Origin of the sequence: Klebsiella michiganensis (genome assembly GCA_000963575.1) — a bacterium.
GTDB classification, from domain to species: Bacteria; Pseudomonadota; Gammaproteobacteria; order Enterobacterales; family Enterobacteriaceae; genus Cedecea; species Cedecea michiganensis_A.
The window spans coordinates 4835394-4855293 of sequence record CP011077.1 but is presented as its reverse complement, the minus strand read 5'-3'; the positions used below and the strand labels follow the sequence as shown (position 1 = coordinate 4855293).

Genomic DNA, 19900 nt, shown 5'->3' with positions numbered 1-19900 from the left:
CCCTAACGGGTGAAATAATCAGGAAGGTTAACGCAATGAAAGCATTACATTTTGGTGCAGGTAATATCGGTCGTGGCTTTATCGGTAAACTGTTGGCGGACGCCGGTCTGCAGCTGACTTTTGCCGACGTAAACCAGGTGGTTCTGGATGCCCTGAACGCGCGTCATAGCTACCAGGTTCACGTAGTAGGCGAGCAGCAGCAGATTGATACCGTCTCCAACGTGAATGCCGTCAGCAGCATCGGCGACGACGTTGTGGCCCTTATCGCTCAGGTTGACCTGGTAACCACCGCCGTCGGCCCTGTTGTGCTGGAGCGCATCGCGCCAACGCTCGCCAAAGGCCTGGAACTGCGCCGTGCGAACGGCAACGAAACTCCGCTGAACATCATCGCTTGTGAAAACATGGTGCGCGGCACCAGCCAACTTAAAGAGCACGTGAAGAAAGCCCTGTCTGCTGAAGCCTGGGCTTGGGTGGAGCAGCACGTTGGCTTTGTGGACTCTGCGGTTGACCGCATCGTTCCGCCGTCTGAGTCCGCCACCAACGATCCGCTGGAAGTGACCGTTGAGACCTTTAGCGAGTGGATTGTCGATAAAACTCAGTTTAAAGGTGAGCTACCGAACATTCCTGGCATGGAACTTACTGATAATCTTATGGCGTTTGTCGAGCGCAAGCTCTTCACGCTGAATACCGGGCATGCTATAACCGCGTACCTCGGTCAGCTGGCCGGGCACCAGACTATCCGCGATGCCATTCTTGATGAGAAAGTGCGCGCCGTAGTGAAAGGGGCGATGGAAGAGAGCGGCGCGGTGCTGATTAAGCGCTACGGCTTTGAAGCAGACAAGCATGCCGCATACATCAAGAAAATCCTTGGCCGTTTCGAAAACCCGTATCTGAAGGATGACGTGGAACGCGTTGGCCGCCAGCCGCTGCGTAAACTGAGCGCGGGTGACCGCCTGGTTAAGCCGCTGCTGGGGACGATTGAGTACGGTTTACCTCACGTCAACCTGATTAAAGGGATTGCGGCGGCAATGCACTACCACAGCGAGCAGGATCCGCAGGCGCAAGAGCTGAAGCAGCTTCTGGCCTCAAAAGGCCCGCAGGTGGCGCTGGCGGAAGTGTCCGGTCTGGATGCGAACAGCGAAGCCGTGACTGAGGCAGTAAAGGCGTATAACGCCATAGCGTAACCCTATACAGGCGCGGTGGATGCCGCGCCTGAAACATGTTTAGTGATGCAGGCAAAAATGGAAGAAACCCAGGCCTTTGAAAACCGCGTGCTTGAGCGACTGAATGCCGGCAAAACCGTAAGAAGCCTGCTGATTGCTGCCGTCGAGCTGTTAACCGAAGCGGTAAATATCCTGGTGCTGCAGGTGTTCCGCAAGGACGACTACGCGGTGAAATATGCGGTTGAGCCGCTGCTGGACGGCGACGGCCCGCTGGGCGATCTCTCGGTACGCCTGAAGCTTATCTACGGTTTGGGCGTGCTGAACCGCGCCGAGTACGAGGACTGCGAGCTTCTTATGGCGCTCCGTGAAGAGCTGAACCACGACGGCAACGAATACAGCTTCACCGATGACGAAATGCTTGGCCCATTCGGCGAGCTGCACTGCGTCGCGGCGCTACCGCCGACGCCGACCTTCGTTGACGGCAGCGATCCCGAGCTGCTGGCGATGCAGCGTCAGCGCTATATGCAAATCGTTCGCTCTACGATGGTACTTTCCCTGACCGAGCTGATCTCCCGGATCAGCTTAAAAAAAGCCTTCCAGAAATAGCCGCTTTTCGCCCTGTCCCTCAGGATCGTGTATCCTTGCCAGCAAGCCATCTTTATTCACGGTAAGTCAAAATGAAAGAAATCGAAAAAGCAGAAATTAAACGCCTCAGCGACCGTCTGGACGCTATCCGCCACGAAATGCCAGGCTTGCACCTGATCAACGAAGCGGAAAAATATGCCGAGCTGGAAAAAGAGCGGCAAAAGCTGGAAATTGAAATCGCTCGCCTGCAGGCGGTACGTAACCAGAAGCTGAGCAAAGAAGCGCAGAAGCTGATGGCACTGCCGTACAAGCGTGCGATTACCAAAAAAGAGCAGGCTGATATGGGCAAGCTCAAGAAAACCGTCCGTGGCCTGGTGATTGTTCACCCGATGACCGCCCTGGGGCGCGAAATGGAACTGACCGAGATGACCGGCTTCTCCCGCACTGAATTCTGACCGCGCTCTCTTTTCGGTGAAATAAACCGATAAAACCCGCCTCATCAGCCTGTTAAATCTCCATCCGGCTCTATAGTTAAGTGCCGGGTGTGGATTTCTCCTGCCCCAAATCTTCCACTGGATAACTTGCCCGTATCGCTACGAGGCCGCAGGGAACGCCAATCCTTTGTTTATCTTTCTTGCAGTGAGAGTAAACATGAAAAACAAGGCTTTGACTCTGGTTCCCGTCTGTCTGGCCGGTTTTGCCGGCGTTATTCCTTTTTCTGCCTCTGCCGGCTGTTCGTCGCAAACGCCGAACACCGGGGACACCGTGACCTGTAGCGGCTCGGCCGTTCCCCCCGTGGTGGCCACCGCGGGCAGCAGCAACGTCACGATTAACCTCGACTCAACCACGACAGGAAACTACTCGCTGACCACCCAGGCGACGCCATTCTCCGTGGATAGCAACAGTGCGATTAACAACGGCGGAGCGCTGACGCTCTCTGACAACGGCACGGGCGTGGCGAACCGCGGGGCGCTGCTGCTGGGCGTGAACAACGGCAATACGCTGACTAACGGCGCGACGGGCACGCTGACCACTACCGGCGCCTACAACGACGGTATGGCTGCCAACGGCAATAACAACACGCTGATCAATAACGGTACCATTACTACCAGCGGCAACAATTCTTATGGCATGACCGCAGCCTGGGGGCAGAGTAACCCTGGCGCTGCGGGGAATACCATCACGAATACCGGGACGATTTCTACGTCGGGGAATAACGCCAGGGCCATTTCGCTGCTGGGCGGCAGCGGCACGGTGAACAACAGCGGGACGCTAACCACTTCCGGGCGGGATGCACCGACGGTATTTTTGCAGGGCAACAACGCCACGCTAAATAACAGCGGGCTGATTCAGGCCAAAGGCACGGCGTCCTCCAGCGGCAGCGTGGACGGGGTGGTGGCGAACACGCTCGGCAGCAGCTTTAACACCACGATCAATAACCTGGCCGGCGGGCAAATCATCAGCAACAACGGCATCGGTATTCGCTCCACCAACGGCAATATCACCATTACCAATGCCGGTCTGATTCAGGGCGGCAGCGGCACGGCAATTCTGAGCGGCAACGGCAGCATTTCGCTGATCCTCCAGACCGGTTCTCAGATTGTTGGCCTGGCCGATGGCGGGCAGGGAAACAACAGCGTGACGTTACAGGGCTCGGGCACGGCTTCTAACGCCTTTACCAACTTCCAGACGTTGACCATGACGGGCAGCGACTGGACATGGGCGGGTAGCGGCGCGTTCACCACGGCGTTGGTGCAAAGCGGCACGCTGGATCTCACCGGCACGCTCGGCACCAGTACCGCTTCAGTGACGGCCTCGGTAAGCAATGGCGCGACGCTGCAGGCAAACTCAGGCAACCTGCCACTTTCGGTCACTAATGACGGGCTGGTGCGTTTCCTGCAAAACAACCAGGGCGAGTATCTGGGCACAATAAGCGGCAGCGGGGCGGTAGAAAAAGCAGGGGCAGGGACGTTGCTTTTTAACAGCATGGGCCGCTACACCGGGGGAACCGCCGTCAATGGCGGGGCGCTCATCGTCGGCGATAGCTCACACGCTTCGGCTTCCCTTGCCAGCGGCGCTACCGTCGCCGCCGGAGCGACGCTGGGCGGCTACGGCACGGTCAACGGCGACGTGACTAACCGCGGAACGCTGGGGGCGGCCAATACTCTGTCGTCACTTTCTGCTGGGCCGCAGGGCAATTTCCAGATTAACGGTAACCTGACCAATGCCGGACTTGTGCAACTGGGGGGCAGCGGCGTAGGGAACAGCCTGACCGTAGCCGGGAACTATAGCGGTCAAAACGGCGTGATTGCGCTGAATACGGTCCTGGCGAGTGATGAGGCCGCGTCTGACAAGCTGATTGTGAGCGGAGGCAGCGCTGCCGGCAGCAGCACCCTGAAAGTCACCAACGTCGGCGGTACCGGGGCGCAAACTGTGGCAGACGGTATTCAGGTGGTGCAGACCACCAACGGTGCGACCAGTGCGGCGAATGCTTTTAAGCTGTCAGGGGGCACCGTTAGCGCCGGAGCATATGCCTACTATCTCGCCAAAGGCGGCGTGTCAGGCGGTAGCGAAGAGAACTGGTATCTGCGTAACGCCATCGTGCCGGATGCGACAACGTCAGTTACCCCGGCGGAAGAAACGCCGCAGTCCATCGTGGATGCTTCTCACGGCAATCAGATGTTGCCCGTCTACCGGCCAGAAGTCGCGCTGTATGCCGAAGCGCCCTCGGTTGCCCGCCAGCTCAATTTGCAGCAAATCGACACCTTTCACGACCGCCAGGGGGAGCAAAGTCTGCTGCGCGGAGATAACAAAGCTCCTGCTTTCTGGGCCCGAAGCTGGGGAAGCCATGCGGATATTCACCAAAGCGGGGATGTTAACCCTGCCTTTAACGGCACGCTGTGGGGGCTGCAGCTGGGACAGGATTTGTATACCGCGACTGAGGATAGCGGAGCAACGCATCACCTCGGGGTGCTGTTCGGCTTCTCCAGAGCGACCGGGGATGTCGACGGCTTTGCACTGGCGAAGCAGGGCATGCGCGTCGGCAAATTACAGTTGAATAACTATAACTACGGCGCTTACTGGACAAGGGTAGCGGCTTCCGGCTGGTATACGGACGCGGTGTTAATGGGCAGCGCGCTGCGGCTGAATACGGATTCGGTGAACGGCGTGAATGCCTCTTCCAGCGGCAATGCGGTTACAGGTTCCGTTGAAACGGGGCTGCCTGTTTCCCTCGGGGAGGGGGTAACGCTTGAGCCTCAGGCGCAGCTGGTCTGGCAGAGAACCTCGCTGGATTCGCTGCATGACGGCGTCTCCGACGTTCGCTGGAACAACGGCAATACGTGGCAAGGGCGGGTGGGGGCTCGTTTGCAGTGGGCGTTTGAGGCGAGCGGCGTGAACTGGAAGCCCTATCTGCGCGCCAACGTGCTGCGTTCGTTCGGGCAGGATGATGACACGTCTTTCGATGGCAGCACGACAATCGCCAGCAATGTCGGGCAAACGGCCGGGCAAATCGGCGCGGGGCTGGTGGCGCAGGTGAGCCAGAACGGCAGCCTGTACGCGACGACCGGCTACCTGGCCAATCTCGGCGGCGAGCGCCAGCGGGTAGTAACCGGCAATGTCGGCGTGCGCTGGAACTGGTAATCGCCCTGCGGCTCCGGGCTTTGCCGGAGTCGCTTTTATTATGGTTACTTGGTGTTCAGTTTTTTTGAAGGAGATAAGCGAATTGTTCCGCTAACAAACAAAGCTGTGCAGCGCTATTCTTATCTCATCGAAGGCAGTCAGCCTTCCAATTAAACAAAGTGCAAAGGTAACCATCATGAAAAGCATCAAATATTTTGCCGTAGTTATGACTCTCGCCGCTTCCTTCTCCGGTTTTGCAGCGGAAACTCAGTCAGTTGCCAGCCAGACAATGGGCACCGTATCGGTCAGCGGCGCGTCTAACCTGGACAGCCTGCAGCACCAGTTGCAGCAAAAAGCCGAGCAGGCCGGGGCGAAATCCATCCGCATCATCTCTGCCGGTGGCGATAACAAAATGTACGGCGTGGCTGAAATCTACAACTAAGCACTGAATCACGCAGTATGGGCCGCCTCGAGCGGCCCGTGTTTTATCTGAACTCTCGCGCCAACAGGCCAAAAATCCAGTCATCCTGCCAGCGTTCATTCAGCCAGTAGTTTTCCCGCAGCGTGCCTTCCTGCTGAAACCCCACTTTCTCCAGCACTTTCTTTGACGGAATATTTCCGGCGGTGACCGTGGCCACAAGCTTGCGGATACCGGCCTCAGCAAAAGCAAAGTCACAAACCTCCAGCAGCGATTCGTAGCCGTAGCCCTGGCCGTGAAACGACGGATCGAGTAAAAAGCCCACTTCCGCTATGTCGTCCTCGCGCAGGATAAAACCGGTGACGCCGATCGGCACGCCGGTTTTCAGATGCCGCATCACCATACAGAGCCAGTGCCTGCTGCCCGGCTGCCATTCGGGGAGGCGGGCGTCAAAGGTGCGACGAATCTCTTCTTCCGAACGATTTTCGTCGACGTAGCGCATCACCTCCGGCTGCTGCTGCAGGTAGCGAAAGAGCGGCCAGTCGGCTTCGGTGATTTGCTCGAGTGCCAGGCGTGGGGTCAAAAGCGTCTGCATGGCGTTAATCCACAATAAACAGGACGGCACCTGATTCCGTTGAGGAGCGGTGAGGCTCCGCACCATCGGCCACCTGATAGCTCATACCCGGGGTCAACGTAAACTGGCGGCCATCTTCCAGCTCCGTTTGCAGCTCGCCCTTCAGGCACAGCAAAACGTGCCCTTTTTGGCACCAGTGATCGGCCAGATAGCCTGCGGTGTATTCCACCATGCGCACGCGGATCGGCCCAAACTGCTGGGTGCGCCAAAATGCTTTGCCGGTAATCCCTGGGTGTTCGGTGGGGGTCAGGGTTGCCCAGTCGGTCGTGTTAAAAGGTAGGTCGGTGATGTTCATGCGTCTCCTGATTATCGTTGTTGTTGTCTTGCCCCTCTTTTGATAGCAGTAAATAAAAAACGGTGCCAGCGTGTGGCACCGTACAGGGGCTATTCCCTGCGGGATAAATCATCCCTCGTCAGTCCCATATCCCTTAGTTGTTCCGGACTAAGCTCTCGCAGCGCCCGTAAAGTCTGGCGGCGTTGCCGGCTGCGGCGAAAATACTGGTAGAGCATGACCAAGCCATAAAACGGTCTGCGGGGGTGGTTCTCTTCAAAGCCCATGATGTGATTCCTCGCTGTTTTCCTGAGTTCATCATGGGGCCAGCAAGTAAAAGCAGACAGATTCAAAAATTACTTTTCTTTAACATACAGAAGGGCTAAAACATGAGCTGAATGGCATTTATTGCGCCATTCTGTATCGGTTTTTCCTTCTGTATGGTTTCCGGTGAGGATACAGCATGACGCGTTACCAACATCTCGCCACGCTGCTGGCGGAGCGTATTGAGCAAGGGCTATACCAAAGCGGGGAGCGTTTGCCCTCGGTTCGTAGCCTGAGCAGCGAGCACGGCGTCAGCATCAGCACGGTGCAGCAGGCGTATCACGTCCTGGAAGACCAGCAACTGATCTCCCCCCAGCCGCGCTCCGGCTACTTCGTGTCGCCGCGCAAAGCCGTTCCGCCTGTGCCTCGTTTAACGCGGCCCGTACAGCGCCCGGTGGAAGTGACGCAGTGGGATGCGGTGCTGGAATTGGTGAACTCCCGGCAGGACTGCGAAGTGATCGCATTTGGCAGCGGATCGCCGGATCTCACTCAATCGACCATGAAACCGCTGTGGCGGGAAATGGGGCGGCTCACGCAGTATCAGGAACCGGAGCTGCTGGGTTACGACGGTATGTTTGGTGTGAAAGCGCTGCGCGAGCAAATTGCCCGGCTGATGCTGGACAGCAACTGTGTGGTGAATGCTGATGAGATAGTCGTGACCAACGGCTGCCATGAAGCGCTGTCGATTGCTATTCGCGCGGTGTGTGAGCCGGGGGACATTGTGGCGGTTGAGTCGCCGTCATTCCACGGCACCATGCAGATGTTGCGTGGATACGGCGTAAAAGTGGTTGAAATTCCAACGGATTCCGTCACCGGTATTAGCCTGGAGGCGCTGGAGCTGGCGCTGGAGCAGTGGCCCATCAAAGCCGTGATACTAGTGCCTAACTGCAATAATCCACTTGGATTTATCATGCCGGACGCGCGTAAAAAAGCGGTGATGAACCTTGCCCAGCGTTTTGATATCGCCATCATCGAGGATGATGTTTACGGCGAGCTGGCTTATGAATATCCCCGCCCGATGACCATTAAATCTCTGGATGTGGATGGCCGCGTCCTGCTGTGCAGTTCGTTCTCAAAAACGCTGGCGCCGGGGCTGCGTGTGGGCTGGATTGTGCCGGGGCGCTACCTCGACCGTACGCTGCACACCAAGTATATCGGCACCGGCAGCAGCGCGACCTTTACCCAACAGGCGGTGGCGGCTTTTATCCGTAACGGGCATTACCACCGCCATCTCCGGCGTATGCGGCAGCACTACCAGCGTAATCTGGACGTGTTTACCTGTCGCGTGCGGCAATATTTCCCCTGTGGGATCTGCGTCAGCCGGCCTCAGGGGGGCTTTCTGATGTGGATTGAACTCCCGGAAGAAGTCGATGCGGTGAGGCTGGGCAGCGCCTTGAAAGAGGCAAAAATCCATATTGCGATCGGCTCGCTGTTTTCGGCTTCTGGAAAATACCGCCATTGCCTGCGGTTGAACTATTCTTTGCCGTTCAACGCCGTTACCGAGGCGGCACTCAAAAGGTTGGGCGAAATCGTGGAGTGCGCGATTTGAAAATGCCCGGCTAAATCGCTCTTTTTATCGCCATTGATTCCCGTCTGGCTGTTTTACACTCGGTTGCAATGGCGAAGTATGGCCTTGGCATTAATAACCATAAAAAATAGCCGCCTGGGGCGGAAAAATGCAGTTTTTTCTGCGTTCGGCAGCGTGAGGCCGGACATCGACAAAGGACTATCATGAGCAGCGCAACATTGCAGATGCGGGAGCACTTTGAGACGTGTCTGGGGATTATTCGGCAGGCTTCGCTACAGATTCTGCCGTTACTGAATATTCGAGCCGCCGAAGGCAAAGATCCGCAATGGTTTTTCCAGCAACTGGAACAGGCCCGCATGGCGCTTGGCAGCTGGGGGGCGGTGGCAAAGCGGCTGAATCTTAACGATGCCGAAATCTCCCAATTCACGCTGCTGCTGCGCCATCTGCAGCAGCTGGTGCCTCAGTATGAAAGCGGGCAGGAGGTTAGCCAGAACCAGCTCCTCGCCGCCCTGCGGTTTACCAGCTACCTTGAACATGTGCGTTTCAAGCAGCCATTGCTTGGCTATTCCACCGAACTTTCCTCCGACGTTGACGGGCTACAAAAAGGCGCCCAGCAGCAGATGCGTGCCATTGAACTGATGCTGAAAGGGTTGGTCAATCAGGCCTGGGGAAGTCAGGCGGAGCTGGTCAATCAGCTAAAAAGCCAGTTTGGGGCTGACAAAGTTCGCCGCTGGCTGAAGCGCGGTGAACGGGGCGACGTGCTAAGCGGGATGAAATTTAGCGAGCTGGCGCTGATGGTGGTGGATAAAAAAGAGTTTGCGCACCACTACGCAAAAATTTACCAAAACTCGTCGCAGCTGGGGTTTCTTATCGACCAGCGTAAAACCCTGCAAATCTTCCTCGATGGCGTCAGGCAGATCCGCAATGACCTGATGCACAAGCAGCCGCTGACGACCGTGCAGGTTGCTCTGCTCGGCAACTATTTTGCCGAAGTAAGCGCTTCGGTGCAGAAAGCGTTTAGCGAAGGGCGCACCACCGTTAATCCATCGGCGCTGCTGGAAACGGATGATGCGACGCTGCAACACTACCTCGACCTGGCCCGGAAAAATCATGCGGCGCAGGGCGGCGACCCGGAAGAAATCAGAGAGTCTATTGAGCGCTATGACCCGCGCTCAGCCAAAAAACAGCAGGATACCACCGGGATTATCTCCACCGCGCTTTGGGCTTCGGTTGGCATTATGGTGGTTGCAGTCGCTGTGGTGGGGCTCTATTTGCTGAGCGACCTCTCTTCCAGACCAGAACTGGCGGCCCCGCAGCCGGTTGTCAGCGCGCCCGTGCAGCAAAAAGAGCGGCCGGAACCCAACAGCCCGCGGGATATGCTCGCCAATATGGGTATCACCTGGGATGAAAATAACCTGCGGGCGGCGATAAACCGTAACGACACCCGTATTGTGCGCCTGTTCATGCAGGGCGGTATGCACTGGAAAGTCTATTTTGCTGAGCAGGCGCTGGCGGCGGATGACCGCGATGTGCTGACTATTTTGCTGCAATACCGCCCGCAAATGGATGAGGCCCGGCCTTGCCGCAGGCTGATTGGCTCCACCGAGTTAGGCATGAAAAAGGGGCAAAAGCTGACTTCGCTGAGAAAGCAATTCCTCGCCAGCTTCTGCAGCTCCGATGCCGCCGTGCAGCGGCAGAAAGAGGAAGTTGAGCGCGCCCAGATGCGCCTGGCGGCGCAGAAACAGCGCTATGAAGATGCCACCGCGCAGGGGCTTGAGACAGAGCCGGTCGATGAGCAGACCGTCAAAATTCAGCAGGCGATATACAACGCGATGCGCTAACCGTGTCGGCGGCCTGCGGGCCGCTCAGCGCCTTAAAGCAGCCCCTTATCACGGAACGTCGCGGCGGTGGCTTCGTTAAGGTCGTAGCTCGCCAGATCCTGCGGGCTCACCCACGCATACTGCTCAAACTCTTCGTTAATGGTTATCTCGCGGTTTTCGCTGATGCAGTCGAACATCAGGTAAATCATATACACTTGCTCTTTGCTGCCGTCGGCGTAGGTTTTCACCCGCACATCATCGCGGAAGGTCCAGGGCTCGATATGCGAGATAATCAGCGCTTCGCCCAGCTCTTCGCGAATCTCGCGCCGTAGCCCTTCTGCCATGGTTTCGCCCGGCTCAATACCGCCCCCGGACAGCGCCCACTGGCCGGGAAAAACGCCTCGATCCTGTGGCATTTTACACAGTAAATATTGGCCCTGATTCTGGATAATCGGGCAGGCAATCACTCTTTGTCGCATGGTCATCTCCCTGAAAATAAGCCGTTGAGTTATAGCACAAATAAGAAAAAGGGTCTGCGCGCTGGCAGACCCCCTGGTGAATAAGAACGATTTAGTACCGGATTGTCAGAAGCGATACTGAATGCCGACGCCGTAGGTGTAGCTGTCGTTACTCAGGCCTGCGGCACCGCTGCCCTGAGACCAGGTTTCCCCGGTGTTATTATCGCGGGTTTTGGTTGAGGCTTTTGCTTCGGCAAAACGTGTCCACGTTAATTCCGTGTACAGCCGGGTATTTGGCGTCACGTAATAACCGGCCGAGACGGTTGCGGCGTAATAATTGGAATTATTACTTTTTTCGCTAAAACTCAGCTGACGCATATAGTGCTCGTCATTATCCTGGGCATTTACCCACGGGCTGAATTTAAATTGCCCTGCAATATCAAAGTCCTGATAGCGATAGCTTCCGGTTAGCCCAATGTACGGCACGCTGAATTTCTGGCTATAACCAATTCCCGGTTTCCCGGCAGGAAATTCGCCCACAAGTGCGCCGTTGAAATAATTGTATGAGCCGCCTCTGGCCGTCCAGCTATAGCGTGTTTCCTGGTAGCCGGTCACCACGCCAACGTTATAAGCGGGCTCCTTCAGCAGCCAGCCGGTGAGGTTAAGGTCGAACTGGTTGGCGTAATTCAGGCTGGTATCAGGGTGAGTGGATCTGTCGCTCCAGTGGCTCTGGCCTGGCGTTTGCCAGTCATAATCGGACATATGCGAGCCGCGAGAGGCGAAGGTTGTCCAGCCATTAGCATTGAGGGTGATGTAGCGCTGTGCGTCCCAGCTAATACCGCCTTTAATAATAGGTGTATTTTTGATTTTCCATTTCAGTTCACTTAATTTACTGCCATCGCCTTGATTATAAACGAGCTCTTTAGATTCTCCGTTTAAAATGCTGGTGGAAATATTTGTGGTGACTGCATCGGGTGAAAAATTAAAGCTGGTTGAAGCTAGCAGCGCCGGGCTAAACAGCAATGCGGCGGCTACAGGCAGGTATTTTTGCTTGTGCATGATGTATCGTTCTGTTTTCTATAACATTGGTTTGGTGTTGCAAAAAATAAACCTGTACGGACAGGTTAAAGGCCGTAAAGGATTATTGTTGCGCGATAAATTATGTTGTTGAAAATTATTATTGGTTTGTCTTGCCAGGCAAAACGGAACGTATTTTATGGATTGTTCCTTGACAGGGGAAAGATTATTTTCTACTGGTGAATATTTGAACTGTGAATCGTTTGATTTTAAAGAAAATTAAAATTGTAGCTTTTTGTTACAAGGATATATCATAACTATTCATATGTATTTACTACAAAAATTTCTGTTATAAACACGCCCGGCTGACCGAACGTGTTTCACTTTGTGGCAACGCTGTAAGAAGTCTTTCAAATACGCTAGTGCCCTAATTTAACTCTCTTTTTTTACCGGGCTGGCGGCAACCGGGACCGGGAGAATTATTTCAGCCGCAATCTTCCAGGCATTATTTACCTTCAGCCAGTTAATCATCATCAAGAAGGGTTTTGGCGTGCCGCTTTGCCCCGCATAAGAGACGGTAATATTCATCGGCAGGTAAGACTGCGCGACGTCCTGAGTAAGCCCAACTACTTTTAACTTATTGAAGTCAGGCGTTAAAACCACCGGGCCTGAAGCCGCTATGTCATGAATTTTGCGATCTATCGCTTCATTTCCCCAATACCCGGCCCAATTTCCGTCAGCCGGCACGGCGCTTTTCGCCACAATGAGCGCGGAAGGCGACTGCCAGAACATGGCGTGGATAGCGTTAACGTCGTGACGGTTTGCCAGCGTAATCAGCTCGCTAAAGTTCTGCTTGATTTGCGTGAGTTCCGACGGAGTTAGCGGGTCGCCGGCTGGAGAAGCCTGCACGTAACCTGCGGCAGACAGCAAACTGCCAAGCAGGACTAACTGAGACAATTTCATGATTTCACCTGTTGAGTAGGGGGCTCGGCCCGGATTGACAGCGGGAGTGATGCGGGTTAAAAATAAAATATGACCAGTCGTCTTGAATTGTCAATACAGCGAAAAAGGTAAAAATGAAAACTGCTGAAGGGGCTCGCCGGGGGCCTAAACCGAACGCCGGAACCCGCACTAATCTGCTGCAGGCGGGACTGGATGTTTTGCATGCTGAGGGGTACGCGGCTTCAAGTATTCAGCTCATCGTCGAGGCGGCCGATGTTCCTAAAGGCTCGTTTTACAATCATTTTTCCAGCAAAGAAGTCTTTGCCACAGAGCTTATCGATCTCTATTTTCAGCGGGCTGAGCAGCGTCTGGACAAGGCATTTTCGCGCCACGAGCTTGCGCCGCTTGTCAGGCTCGCCGCCTATTTCGACGAGCTGATGGCCGTTTTTCGCCAGCAGCAGTTTGCCCGGGGCTGCTTGCTGGGGAATCTGAGCGGCGAAGTCGCTGACCATAGCGAGATTATCAGACTGAAATTACAGGATAAACTTAACCGCTGGAGCGAGGTTATTGAGGACTGCCTGAAGGAAGCGCAACAGTTGAATCAGCTGGATTCTGCTTTGCCCGCAGAGGCCCTGAGCCGCTTTATCCTGAATGCATGGGAAGGCGCCTTGCTGCGTATGCGGGTTGAAAAAGACGCGACGGCATTGCAGGAGTTTCGCTTGTTCGTTTTTGAGCATCTTTTGGCGGGGCGCTGAGCATCGGGGGCGACATCTACAAAAGTGAAGTCTGGTAGGCTGGCTGCCGATATGTTCACGTACTAACAATCAATCAGGAACCGTTATGGAGCCGTTACTGACCACTCCGCGCCTGACGCTACGCAGGTTTACTCGTGCGGATTTGCCCGTTTTTATTGAATACCGTAACCAGCCGGAAGTCGCTCGCTACCAGAGCTGGGATGGCTATAGCGAGGCCGATGCCGAGGCGTTTTATGCCCAGCAAGAGCCGCTGGACTTTAACACCGATGAAAGCTGGTTCCAGATTGCGGTGGTGCGCAGCGAAGATCGGCGTTTATTGGGTGACGTTGCCGTTCACTTTTTTGATGAAGGCCAGCAGGCAGAGCTGGGCATGACCTTTGACGAACGCCATCAGCGGCAGGGGTTTGCTTTTGAATCTCTGCGTGGGGCGATTGAGCTGCTGTTCACCACATTCAACAAACATCGCCTGGTCGCGACGGTTGATGCGAGGAACGAGGCTGCGGCTGGCCTGCTGGAGAAGCTGGGGTTTCGTCGCGAAGCACATTTCCGCCAGAATATTTTTTTCAAAGGCGAATGGGGGGATGAATATGTCTACGCGCTCCTGCGCAGTGAATGGAAATAAGAATAATGGCCTGCTTAAACAGGCCGTTATTTTTTCTGTTATTAAACAAAAATACCGCGGGCGAAAATATTAGTTTGTGAGCGCAATACTCACTGAACGTTATTTTATGATTTTGTGCGTTTTAATTTATCGCTAAATGCGATGTTGAGGTTTTGTTTAACCTTTAATTTACATTCTTACTATACTCGCTCCAATCCCTTTCAGGTATGTATTCGCTGTCTTCCGGCGGCGTCATTCTGTTCGTCTTTCTAAAAATAAAATGTTCCGGAATTTCATCTGTTAAAGGCATTGTCCGGAGCCGTGGCAAGGACATCGATATGTCAGATTTAAACATCACTCTTGATACCGCGACCCTGACGCACCCGCTTTCCCAGTGGGGGAGCGCAGCCGCAGAATCCGTTGTTGGCGAGCTGGAGCAGGGCAAAGTTGTTTTTCTGCCACAGCTGGCGTTCACGCTGAGCGAACAGGAAACCGCACTGCTCAACCCGGCGGTAGTGGATCCGAAACGTAAAAACATCAGCTATCAGCCCCTGAAGGATAAACTAACCGGTGTGGCCGTTGCTGAGCAGGAGCCAGAGGTACGTGCGCTATTGAAACGCCATTACGAATCCTGCCTGCAGCTGATTGCCACTCTTCTGCCGGAATACCAGCAGGTGCTGCATACGCCGACCAACAGTCTGCGCCTGCATCCCGTTAAGCAGTGGACGCAAAACACATCGTGGCGTAAGGACGACAGCCGCCTGCACGTAGATGCGTTCCCGTCCCGGCCTAACTATGGTGAGCGTATTCTACGTATTTTCACCAACATCAATCCGGCCGGTGAAAGCCGTAGCTGGCGCGTAGGGGAAGCTTTCCCTACGCTGGCCGAGCGCTTCCTGCCGCGCCTGAAAAGCTATTCCCCGGCGAGCAGCTGGCTGCAGAACGCCGTCGGCATCACCAAAACTCGCCGCAGCCACTACGACCATCTGATGCTGCAAATGCACGACGCCATGAAAGCCGATGCGGGCTACCAGAAGCAGGGGCCGCAGGTGGCCATCGACTTTCCACCGGGCAGCAGCTGGATTTGTTTCTCCGATCAGACGCCGCATGCCGCAATGGGCGGGCAGTTTATGCTGGAGCAGACGTTCCTGTTGCCGGTGAATTCGATGCAAAACCCGCAGCATTCCCCGCTGAAAGTGCTGGAAGGGCTGCTGCGTAAGCCGCTGATTTAGTCATAATGAGTGAGTGAAAAAAGCCGCTGATGCGGCTTTTTTATTGGTGATCCGTAGAGGCAAAACTGCGCTATTTATTTTCTGAAGTAAGTCATAATTTTTTGCAGAAATGACGGGGGAGCTTCTTTGTTTGCCCATGATGGATTAAGTAAATCATCGGGCGACAGATATATGCGATCGTCATCATCCAGTACTTTCGCGTTAAACGAGGCTGCGATATCAAGCATTTTGCAATACAACCCCTGAGCAGGCGATTTGGTTGAAATATTTCCTGCATGCCAGTCCAGCCAGTTAATTTCATCCCCTAGCCAGATGACATGATATTGTCCATTCACGGGAGAAAAGCTGAGTTCAGGATCGTTATTTACATACTGAATCCATTCTTCTGCGAGAATAGGGGCGCTCTCCCCATCCCATGCCTGTTCCGCCCTGGTGATATGCATTTCCCAGCCCATAATATTCCCCCCGCTTTGTTGATTATTTTTGATATCGGTTTATGCCGAGATCAATATCACGGCTGAGTGTTTTACCATAGCTATAAAAAAGGCCAGAGTTACCTCTGGCCTTTTGTGTCTACCCCGAGAGGGATTAACGCATGGTGACAAACTCTTCCGCTGCGGTTGGGTGAATCGCCACGGTGTTGTCGAAGTCTTTCTTGGTCGCGCCCATTTTCAGCGCCACGGCGAAGCCCTGCAGGATTTCATCCATGCCGAAGCCGATGCCGTGAATCCCGACGATTTTCTCTTCTGGGCCAGCGCAGACCAGCTTCATGCGGCACGGCTGACGGTGAGAGGTCACTGCGGTGTACATGGCGGTGAAGGAGGATTTGTAGACCTTCACGTTGTCGTCGCCGTACTGCTCGCGGGCCTGTGGTTCGGTCAGGCCAACGGTGCCGATTGGCGGGTGACTGAACACCACGGTCGGCACGTTGCTGTAGTCCAGATGCTCGTCCGGCTTGTTGTTAAACAGGCGTTCGGACAGGCGACGGCCGGCGGCAACCGCAACCGGGGTCAGCTCAACCGCACCGGTGTTATCGCCCACGGCATAAATTCCTGGCACGTTGGTGTTCTGGAACTTATCAACCTTGATGTAGCCTTTTGCATCCAGCTCAACGCCGGTCACCTGCAGGTTGAAGTTGTCGTTAGCCGGTTCGCGACCAATCGCCCAAATCAGGGTATCGACGGTTTCTGCCCGGCCATCTTCCAGCTCAAGCGTCAGGCTGCCGTCTGCGTTTTTCACGACTGCTTTTGGAATCGCGTTGGTGTGCAGGGTCGGGCCTTCTGCTGCAATCACTTCCAGCAGCGTTTCGACAATCAGCGGGTCGAAGGTGCGCAGCGGCGCGTGTTTACGCACGAACAGGTGGGTTTCTGAGCCCAGCGCGTTAATGACGCCCGCGATTTCCACCGCGATGTAGCCCGCGCCAACAACCGCCACGCGTTTTGGCAGGCCCGGCAGCTCAAAGAAGCCGTCGGAGTCGATGCCGTACTCGGCGCCAGGGATGTTTGGGTGACTTGGGCGGCCGCCGGTGGCGATCAGAATATGGTCTGCGGTGATGGTTTCGCCGTTTACTTCCACGGTATGGGCGTCAACGAACTTCGCAAAGCCGCGGATCACGTCAACTTTATTCTTGCCCAATACATTGTCGTAAGAGGTATGAATGCGGTCGATATAGGCGGTACGGCTGGCAATCAGTTTGTCCCAGTCGAAGTGATTCAGCGTGGTGTCAAAGCCGTAGTCCGGGCCGTAGTTGTGAATCGCTTCGGCTATCTGCGCCGCATGCCACATCACTTTTTTAGGCACACAGCCGACGTTAACGCAGGTACCGCCCAGATCTTTCGCCTCAATCAGTGCGCATTTCTGCCCATACATTGCCGCACGGTTAATCGAGGCGATACCGCCGCTGCCGCCGCCAATGGCGAGGTAGTCATAATGTTTGGTCATGATGTTTCCCATTTGAGTCGAAATTTAGGCGCGATTGTAGCGCGCCGGGATAAAGGTTCTACCGATTGTTGCGATAGCCACGCCATACTTCAAGCTACAGCGGCGTTGGCTGCAGCTCGAATTATCCTGCGGCGAGCTTTCTTATTCAGGCACAATCCAGCTCAACGTGGTGGAGCCGGTACCCGTTGGCACCAGCTTTTTGTGCAGCCATGGCAGGACGTTTGCCATCTGCTGTTCCAGCTTCCACGGCGGGTTAATCACGATCATGCCGGAAGCCGTCATGCCGCGCTGATCGCTGTCCGGGCGAACCGCCAGCTCGATTTGCAGGATGCGGCGAATGCCGGTCTCTTCCAGGTCGCGGATCATGCGTTTGATTTGCTGACGCAGCACCACCGGGTACCACAGCGCGTAGGTGCCCGTCGCAAAACGCTTATAGCCCTCAGCGATGCCTTTCACCACGTCCTGATAGTCGGTTTTGATCTCATACGGTGGGTCGATGAGGATCAGCCCACGGCGGGAAACCGGCGGCAGCTTCGCTTTCAGTTGCTGGTAGCCGTCGGCGCGCTCAACGCGGGCGCGGTTGTCTTTCTGGAACTCCGAGCGCAGCAGCGGGAAGTCGGACGGATGCAGCTCGGTCAACTGCAGGCTGTCCTGCTCACGCAACAGGTGGCGGGCAATCAGCGGGGAGCCCGGGTAATAACGCAGGTTGCCGCTGCGGTTCAGATGCTGTACCGCGCCAATATAGGCTTCCAGCTCAGCTGGCAAATCGTCCTGCTGCCAGATGCGCGCGATACCTTCCAGATACTCGCCGGTGCGCTCCGCATGTTCGCTGCTCAGCTGGTAACGACCGGCGCCTGCGTGAGTGTCGAGATAGAGAAACGGCTTCTCCTTCTCTTTTAGCGATTCAATAATCAGGCTTTGAACGGTGTGTTTTAGTACGTCGGCATGGTTACCGGCGTGAAAGCTGTGGCGATAGCTGAGCATGAGGGATGGTGTTCCACGAATAAGAAAACAAATTTCCCACAGTTTACCGCAGATTGCGGCGGATTACCGCCCGGGCGCGGCGCTGTTTCAGTCGGGGAGAAAGCGTTTCAAAACATAACGGTGTCATAAAAACGTCAAATTACCAGGATAGCGTCGCTGCCAGGCAAGGTAATCGTTTGAATAAAAGGAAAAATAATGAAACTTCGTATTTCTATGCTGGCCGCCGCGTTAGCCGTCACTCTGCCCGCCCTGGCGAAGGATGTGTCTCTCCCTCAGGCCGCGGCGATAGCCAATAGCGTGACCCCGGCAAACAGCAGCCAGGCGTTTGATGATCTTGAAACGCAGTCCCTGGCGGCGCTGCGCACTGCCCTGAAAGGCGATGCGGATAAACTGACCCGCGACCAGTTGGATAAAGCGAAGCAAGGCAAAAAGCTGGCGGATACCGCCTGGCTGAAGGCGAGCGGCTATGACTTCCAGACTAAAGCCAACCAGAAGGCGGGCATTGAGCTGCTTTCCGCGTTCAGCCGACTGCCGGAATCTGTGATTAAGCAGAACCTTGAAACGGTCACCAACATCAACCTGAATGCCGTGCAGACTTCGCGTCATCAGGCGCTGGCGGATGCCGAGGGCATCAACCACCTTTACTTCCTGAGTGACGCCATGGGGCCACGCCTGGGGAAAGCTTTCCTGGCCGCTTACGATAAAGGCGAGCTGAGCAAAGCCGCGGCGCTGATTAAAGCCTCCGAAGTCAGCACCAGCGCCGCGAAGAAGCATTTCAATAACCCGCGTCCGTTCCTGATCCAGGGCAACACCATTCACCTCGTGCCGGACGATGTGGTGATTAAAGATAACAAACCCTATACCGCGGACGGTGGCTCCTTCCCAAGCGGCCATACCAACACCGGCTACACCGACGCGCTGCTGATGGCTGAGATGGTGCCTGAGCGCTTTGAAGCCCTGGTTGAGCGCGGCGCGCGCTACGGTTACTCGCGCATTGTGCTGGGCGTGCATTACCCGCTGGACGTGATGGGCTCCCGCATGGTGGCGCAGCGTAATGTCGCTAACTACCTGAACGACCCGAAATACCGCACATTGTTTAACGAAGCTCGCGATCAGCTGCGTACCGCGCTGGAAAAAGAGTGCGGGACCACTTTGGCTGAATGTGCGAAATCTTCCGCAAAAGACGATCCGTACCGCGCCCCGGCGATGAAAGAACTGTACCGCTTCACCATGACCTACGACCTGCCGCAGCAGAAGGGCGAGAAGCAAGCCCTGAAAGTGCCGCAAGGGGCGGAAGTCCTGCTGGAAGCGGCGCTGCCTAAGCTGTCCACCGCCCAGCGCCGCGACTTGATGGTGAAAACCGCGCTGCCTGCGGGTTATCCTCTGTCCGGTACGACGGCAGACCAGCAGTTCTGGCAGCGCCTGAACCTGCCTGCAGCCTACGCCATGGCGCAGAAATCCCACTGATTTCCCTTTCGGGGCAGCGCCTGCTGCCCCTTTTCCTGGCAAGCCCAGCGCAACGCCCGGGATTGAAATTCGCTACACTTAACCCCATGCTAGACTCCATGCACAAAGCGCCGCTTGAGCGCTTCTCTCTCCCTTTTAA

General features: G+C 55.5%; 19 protein-coding genes. 11 read left to right on the top strand and 8 right to left on the bottom strand.

What is annotated here, in order from left to right; translation table 11 throughout:
• Window positions 1-35: 35 nt before the first annotated feature.
• The 5 genes from VW41_22595 (at window position 36) to VW41_22575 (ending at window position 5811) form a co-directional block, all read left to right on the top strand.
• The gene (locus tag VW41_22595; protein ID AJZ91611.1) at window positions 36-1184 is read left to right on the top strand and encodes a mannitol-1-phosphate 5-dehydrogenase; all 1149 of its coding nucleotides are present in this window, start codon (window positions 36-38) and stop codon (window positions 1182-1184) included.
• A gap of 45 nt (window positions 1185-1229) precedes the next feature.
• Complete coding sequence (mtlR, locus tag VW41_22590) at window positions 1230-1769, top strand: mannitol repressor protein (GenBank protein ID AJZ91610.1); 540 nt, start codon at window positions 1230-1232, stop codon at window positions 1767-1769.
• Between the two features lie 71 nt (window positions 1770-1840).
• Window positions 1841-2203 carry a hypothetical protein gene (locus tag VW41_22585; GenBank protein ID AJZ91609.1) on the top strand — a complete coding sequence of 121 codons (363 nt, stop codon included), beginning with the start codon at window positions 1841-1843 and terminating at the stop codon, window positions 2201-2203.
• Window positions 2204-2435: 232 nt separating this feature from the next.
• Entirely contained in the window at window positions 2436-5390 is a 2955-nt protein-coding gene (locus VW41_22580) for a transporter (protein AJZ92057.1), read from the top strand.
• Window positions 5391-5565: 175 nt separating this feature from the next.
• Window positions 5566-5811: a multiple stress resistance protein BhsA gene (locus VW41_22575; protein ID AJZ91608.1), complete on the top strand. Its 246-nt coding sequence runs from the start codon at window positions 5566-5568 to the stop codon at window positions 5809-5811.
• Between the two features lie 43 nt (window positions 5812-5854).
• Here VW41_22575 and VW41_22570 read toward each other — a convergent pair whose 3' ends face one another.
• Window positions 5855-6382 carry a GCN5 family acetyltransferase gene (locus VW41_22570; GenBank protein ID AJZ91607.1) on the bottom strand — a complete coding sequence of 176 codons (528 nt, stop codon included), beginning with the start codon at window positions 6380-6382 and terminating at the stop codon, window positions 5855-5857.
• Window positions 6383-6386: 4 nt separating this feature from the next.
• The gene (locus VW41_22565) at window positions 6387-6716 is read right to left on the bottom strand and encodes a hypothetical protein (GenBank protein AJZ91606.1); all 330 of its coding nucleotides are present in this window, start codon (window positions 6714-6716) and stop codon (window positions 6387-6389) included.
• Window positions 6717-7155: 439 nt separating this feature from the next.
• Between VW41_22565 and VW41_22560 the strand changes: the two genes are divergently transcribed.
• Window positions 7156-8565 carry a GntR family transcriptional regulator gene (locus tag VW41_22560; protein AJZ91605.1) on the top strand — a complete coding sequence of 470 codons (1410 nt, stop codon included), beginning with the start codon at window positions 7156-7158 and terminating at the stop codon, window positions 8563-8565.
• 182 nt (window positions 8566-8747) lie between these two features.
• Entirely contained in the window at window positions 8748-10385 is a 1638-nt protein-coding gene (locus tag VW41_22555) for a membrane protein (GenBank protein ID AJZ91604.1), read from the top strand.
• Between the two features lie 32 nt (window positions 10386-10417).
• Here VW41_22555 and VW41_22550 read toward each other — a convergent pair whose 3' ends face one another.
• From VW41_22550 to VW41_22540, 3 genes are all read right to left on the bottom strand, one after another.
• Window positions 10418-10843, bottom strand: coding sequence for a nucleoside triphosphatase (locus VW41_22550; protein ID AJZ91603.1), 426 nt, complete (start codon window positions 10841-10843; stop codon window positions 10418-10420).
• Between the two features lie 105 nt (window positions 10844-10948).
• Entirely contained in the window at window positions 10949-11881 is a 933-nt protein-coding gene (locus VW41_22545) for a protease (protein ID AJZ91602.1), read from the bottom strand.
• Between the two features lie 390 nt (window positions 11882-12271).
• Window positions 12272-12802 (bottom strand): hypothetical protein, encoded by a 531-nt coding sequence (locus VW41_22540; protein ID AJZ91601.1) that lies wholly within the window; start codon window positions 12800-12802, stop codon window positions 12272-12274.
• Window positions 12803-12915: 113 nt separating this feature from the next.
• On the opposite strand from VW41_22540, the gene VW41_22535 reads away from it, so the two are divergent.
• The 3 genes from VW41_22535 to VW41_22525 all read left to right on the top strand — a co-directional run bounded on the left by VW41_22535 (window position 12916) and on the right by VW41_22525 (window position 15369).
• A complete protein-coding gene (locus tag VW41_22535) occupies window positions 12916-13536 on the top strand; it encodes a hypothetical protein (GenBank protein ID AJZ91600.1) in 621 nt (206 codons plus the stop codon).
• Window positions 13537-13621: 85 nt separating this feature from the next.
• On the top strand, window positions 13622-14158 hold the full coding sequence (locus VW41_22530) for an acetyltransferase (protein ID AJZ91599.1): 537 nt from the start codon (window positions 13622-13624) through the stop codon (window positions 14156-14158).
• A 317-nt stretch (window positions 14159-14475) separates the two neighbouring features.
• Window positions 14476-15369 (top strand): 3-deoxy-D-manno-oct-2-ulosonic acid (Kdo) hydroxylase family protein, encoded by an 894-nt coding sequence (locus VW41_22525; protein ID AJZ91598.1) that lies wholly within the window; start codon window positions 14476-14478, stop codon window positions 15367-15369.
• Window positions 15370-15443: 74 nt separating this feature from the next.
• On the opposite strand, the gene VW41_22520 is transcribed toward VW41_22525, so the two are convergent.
• The 3 genes from VW41_22520 to VW41_22510 all read right to left on the bottom strand — a co-directional run bounded on the left by VW41_22520 (window position 15444) and on the right by VW41_22510 (window position 18294).
• Complete coding sequence (locus VW41_22520) at window positions 15444-15824, bottom strand: hypothetical protein (protein ID AJZ91597.1); 381 nt, start codon at window positions 15822-15824, stop codon at window positions 15444-15446.
• A gap of 133 nt (window positions 15825-15957) precedes the next feature.
• The gene (locus VW41_22515; GenBank protein AJZ91596.1) at window positions 15958-17310 is read right to left on the bottom strand and encodes a glutathione reductase; all 1353 of its coding nucleotides are present in this window, start codon (window positions 17308-17310) and stop codon (window positions 15958-15960) included.
• Between the two features lie 141 nt (window positions 17311-17451).
• Complete coding sequence (locus tag VW41_22510) at window positions 17452-18294, bottom strand: ribosomal RNA large subunit methyltransferase J (protein AJZ91595.1); 843 nt, start codon at window positions 18292-18294, stop codon at window positions 17452-17454.
• A 195-nt stretch (window positions 18295-18489) separates the two neighbouring features.
• Here VW41_22510 and VW41_22505 point away from each other — a divergent pair, with 195 nt between their 5' ends.
• A complete protein-coding gene (locus VW41_22505; protein AJZ91594.1) occupies window positions 18490-19761 on the top strand; it encodes a phosphoesterase PA-phosphatase in 1272 nt (423 codons plus the stop codon).
• Window positions 19762-19900 lie beyond the last annotated feature (139 nt).

Excerpts from the sequence above, each read along its gene's own strand:
- VW41_22525 (AJZ91598.1), top strand. The coding sequence starts at position 14,476 with ATGTCAGATTTAAACATCACTCTTGATACCGCGACCCTGACGCACCCG.
- VW41_22505 (AJZ91594.1), top strand. The coding sequence starts at position 18,490 with ATGAAACTTCGTATTTCTATGCTGGCCGCCGCGTTAGCCGTCACTCTG.
- VW41_22550 (AJZ91603.1), bottom strand. The coding sequence starts at position 10,843 with ATGCGACAAAGAGTGATTGCCTGCCCGATTATCCAGAATCAGGGCCAA.
- VW41_22540 (AJZ91601.1), bottom strand. The coding sequence starts at position 12,802 with ATGAAATTGTCTCAGTTAGTCCTGCTTGGCAGTTTGCTGTCTGCCGCA.
- VW41_22585 (AJZ91609.1), top strand. The coding sequence starts at position 1,841 with ATGAAAGAAATCGAAAAAGCAGAAATTAAACGCCTCAGCGACCGTCTG.
- VW41_22510 (AJZ91595.1), bottom strand. The coding sequence starts at position 18,294 with ATGCTCAGCTATCGCCACAGCTTTCACGCCGGTAACCATGCCGACGTA.
- VW41_22575 (AJZ91608.1), top strand. The coding sequence starts at position 5,566 with ATGAAAAGCATCAAATATTTTGCCGTAGTTATGACTCTCGCCGCTTCC.
- VW41_22565 (AJZ91606.1), bottom strand. The coding sequence starts at position 6,716 with ATGAACATCACCGACCTACCTTTTAACACGACCGACTGGGCAACCCTG.
- VW41_22560 (AJZ91605.1), top strand. The coding sequence starts at position 7,156 with ATGACGCGTTACCAACATCTCGCCACGCTGCTGGCGGAGCGTATTGAG.
- VW41_22555 (AJZ91604.1), top strand. The coding sequence starts at position 8,748 with ATGAGCAGCGCAACATTGCAGATGCGGGAGCACTTTGAGACGTGTCTG.
- VW41_22545 (AJZ91602.1), bottom strand. The coding sequence starts at position 11,881 with ATGCACAAGCAAAAATACCTGCCTGTAGCCGCCGCATTGCTGTTTAGC.
- VW41_22535 (AJZ91600.1), top strand. The coding sequence starts at position 12,916 with ATGAAAACTGCTGAAGGGGCTCGCCGGGGGCCTAAACCGAACGCCGGA.
- mtlR (AJZ91610.1), top strand. The coding sequence starts at position 1,230 with ATGCAGGCAAAAATGGAAGAAACCCAGGCCTTTGAAAACCGCGTGCTT.
- VW41_22570 (AJZ91607.1), bottom strand. The coding sequence starts at position 6,382 with ATGCAGACGCTTTTGACCCCACGCCTGGCACTCGAGCAAATCACCGAA.
- VW41_22530 (AJZ91599.1), top strand. The coding sequence starts at position 13,622 with ATGGAGCCGTTACTGACCACTCCGCGCCTGACGCTACGCAGGTTTACT.
- VW41_22515 (AJZ91596.1), bottom strand. The coding sequence starts at position 17,310 with ATGACCAAACATTATGACTACCTCGCCATTGGCGGCGGCAGCGGCGGT.
- VW41_22595 (AJZ91611.1), top strand. The coding sequence starts at position 36 with ATGAAAGCATTACATTTTGGTGCAGGTAATATCGGTCGTGGCTTTATC.
- VW41_22520 (AJZ91597.1), bottom strand. The coding sequence starts at position 15,824 with ATGGGCTGGGAAATGCATATCACCAGGGCGGAACAGGCATGGGATGGG.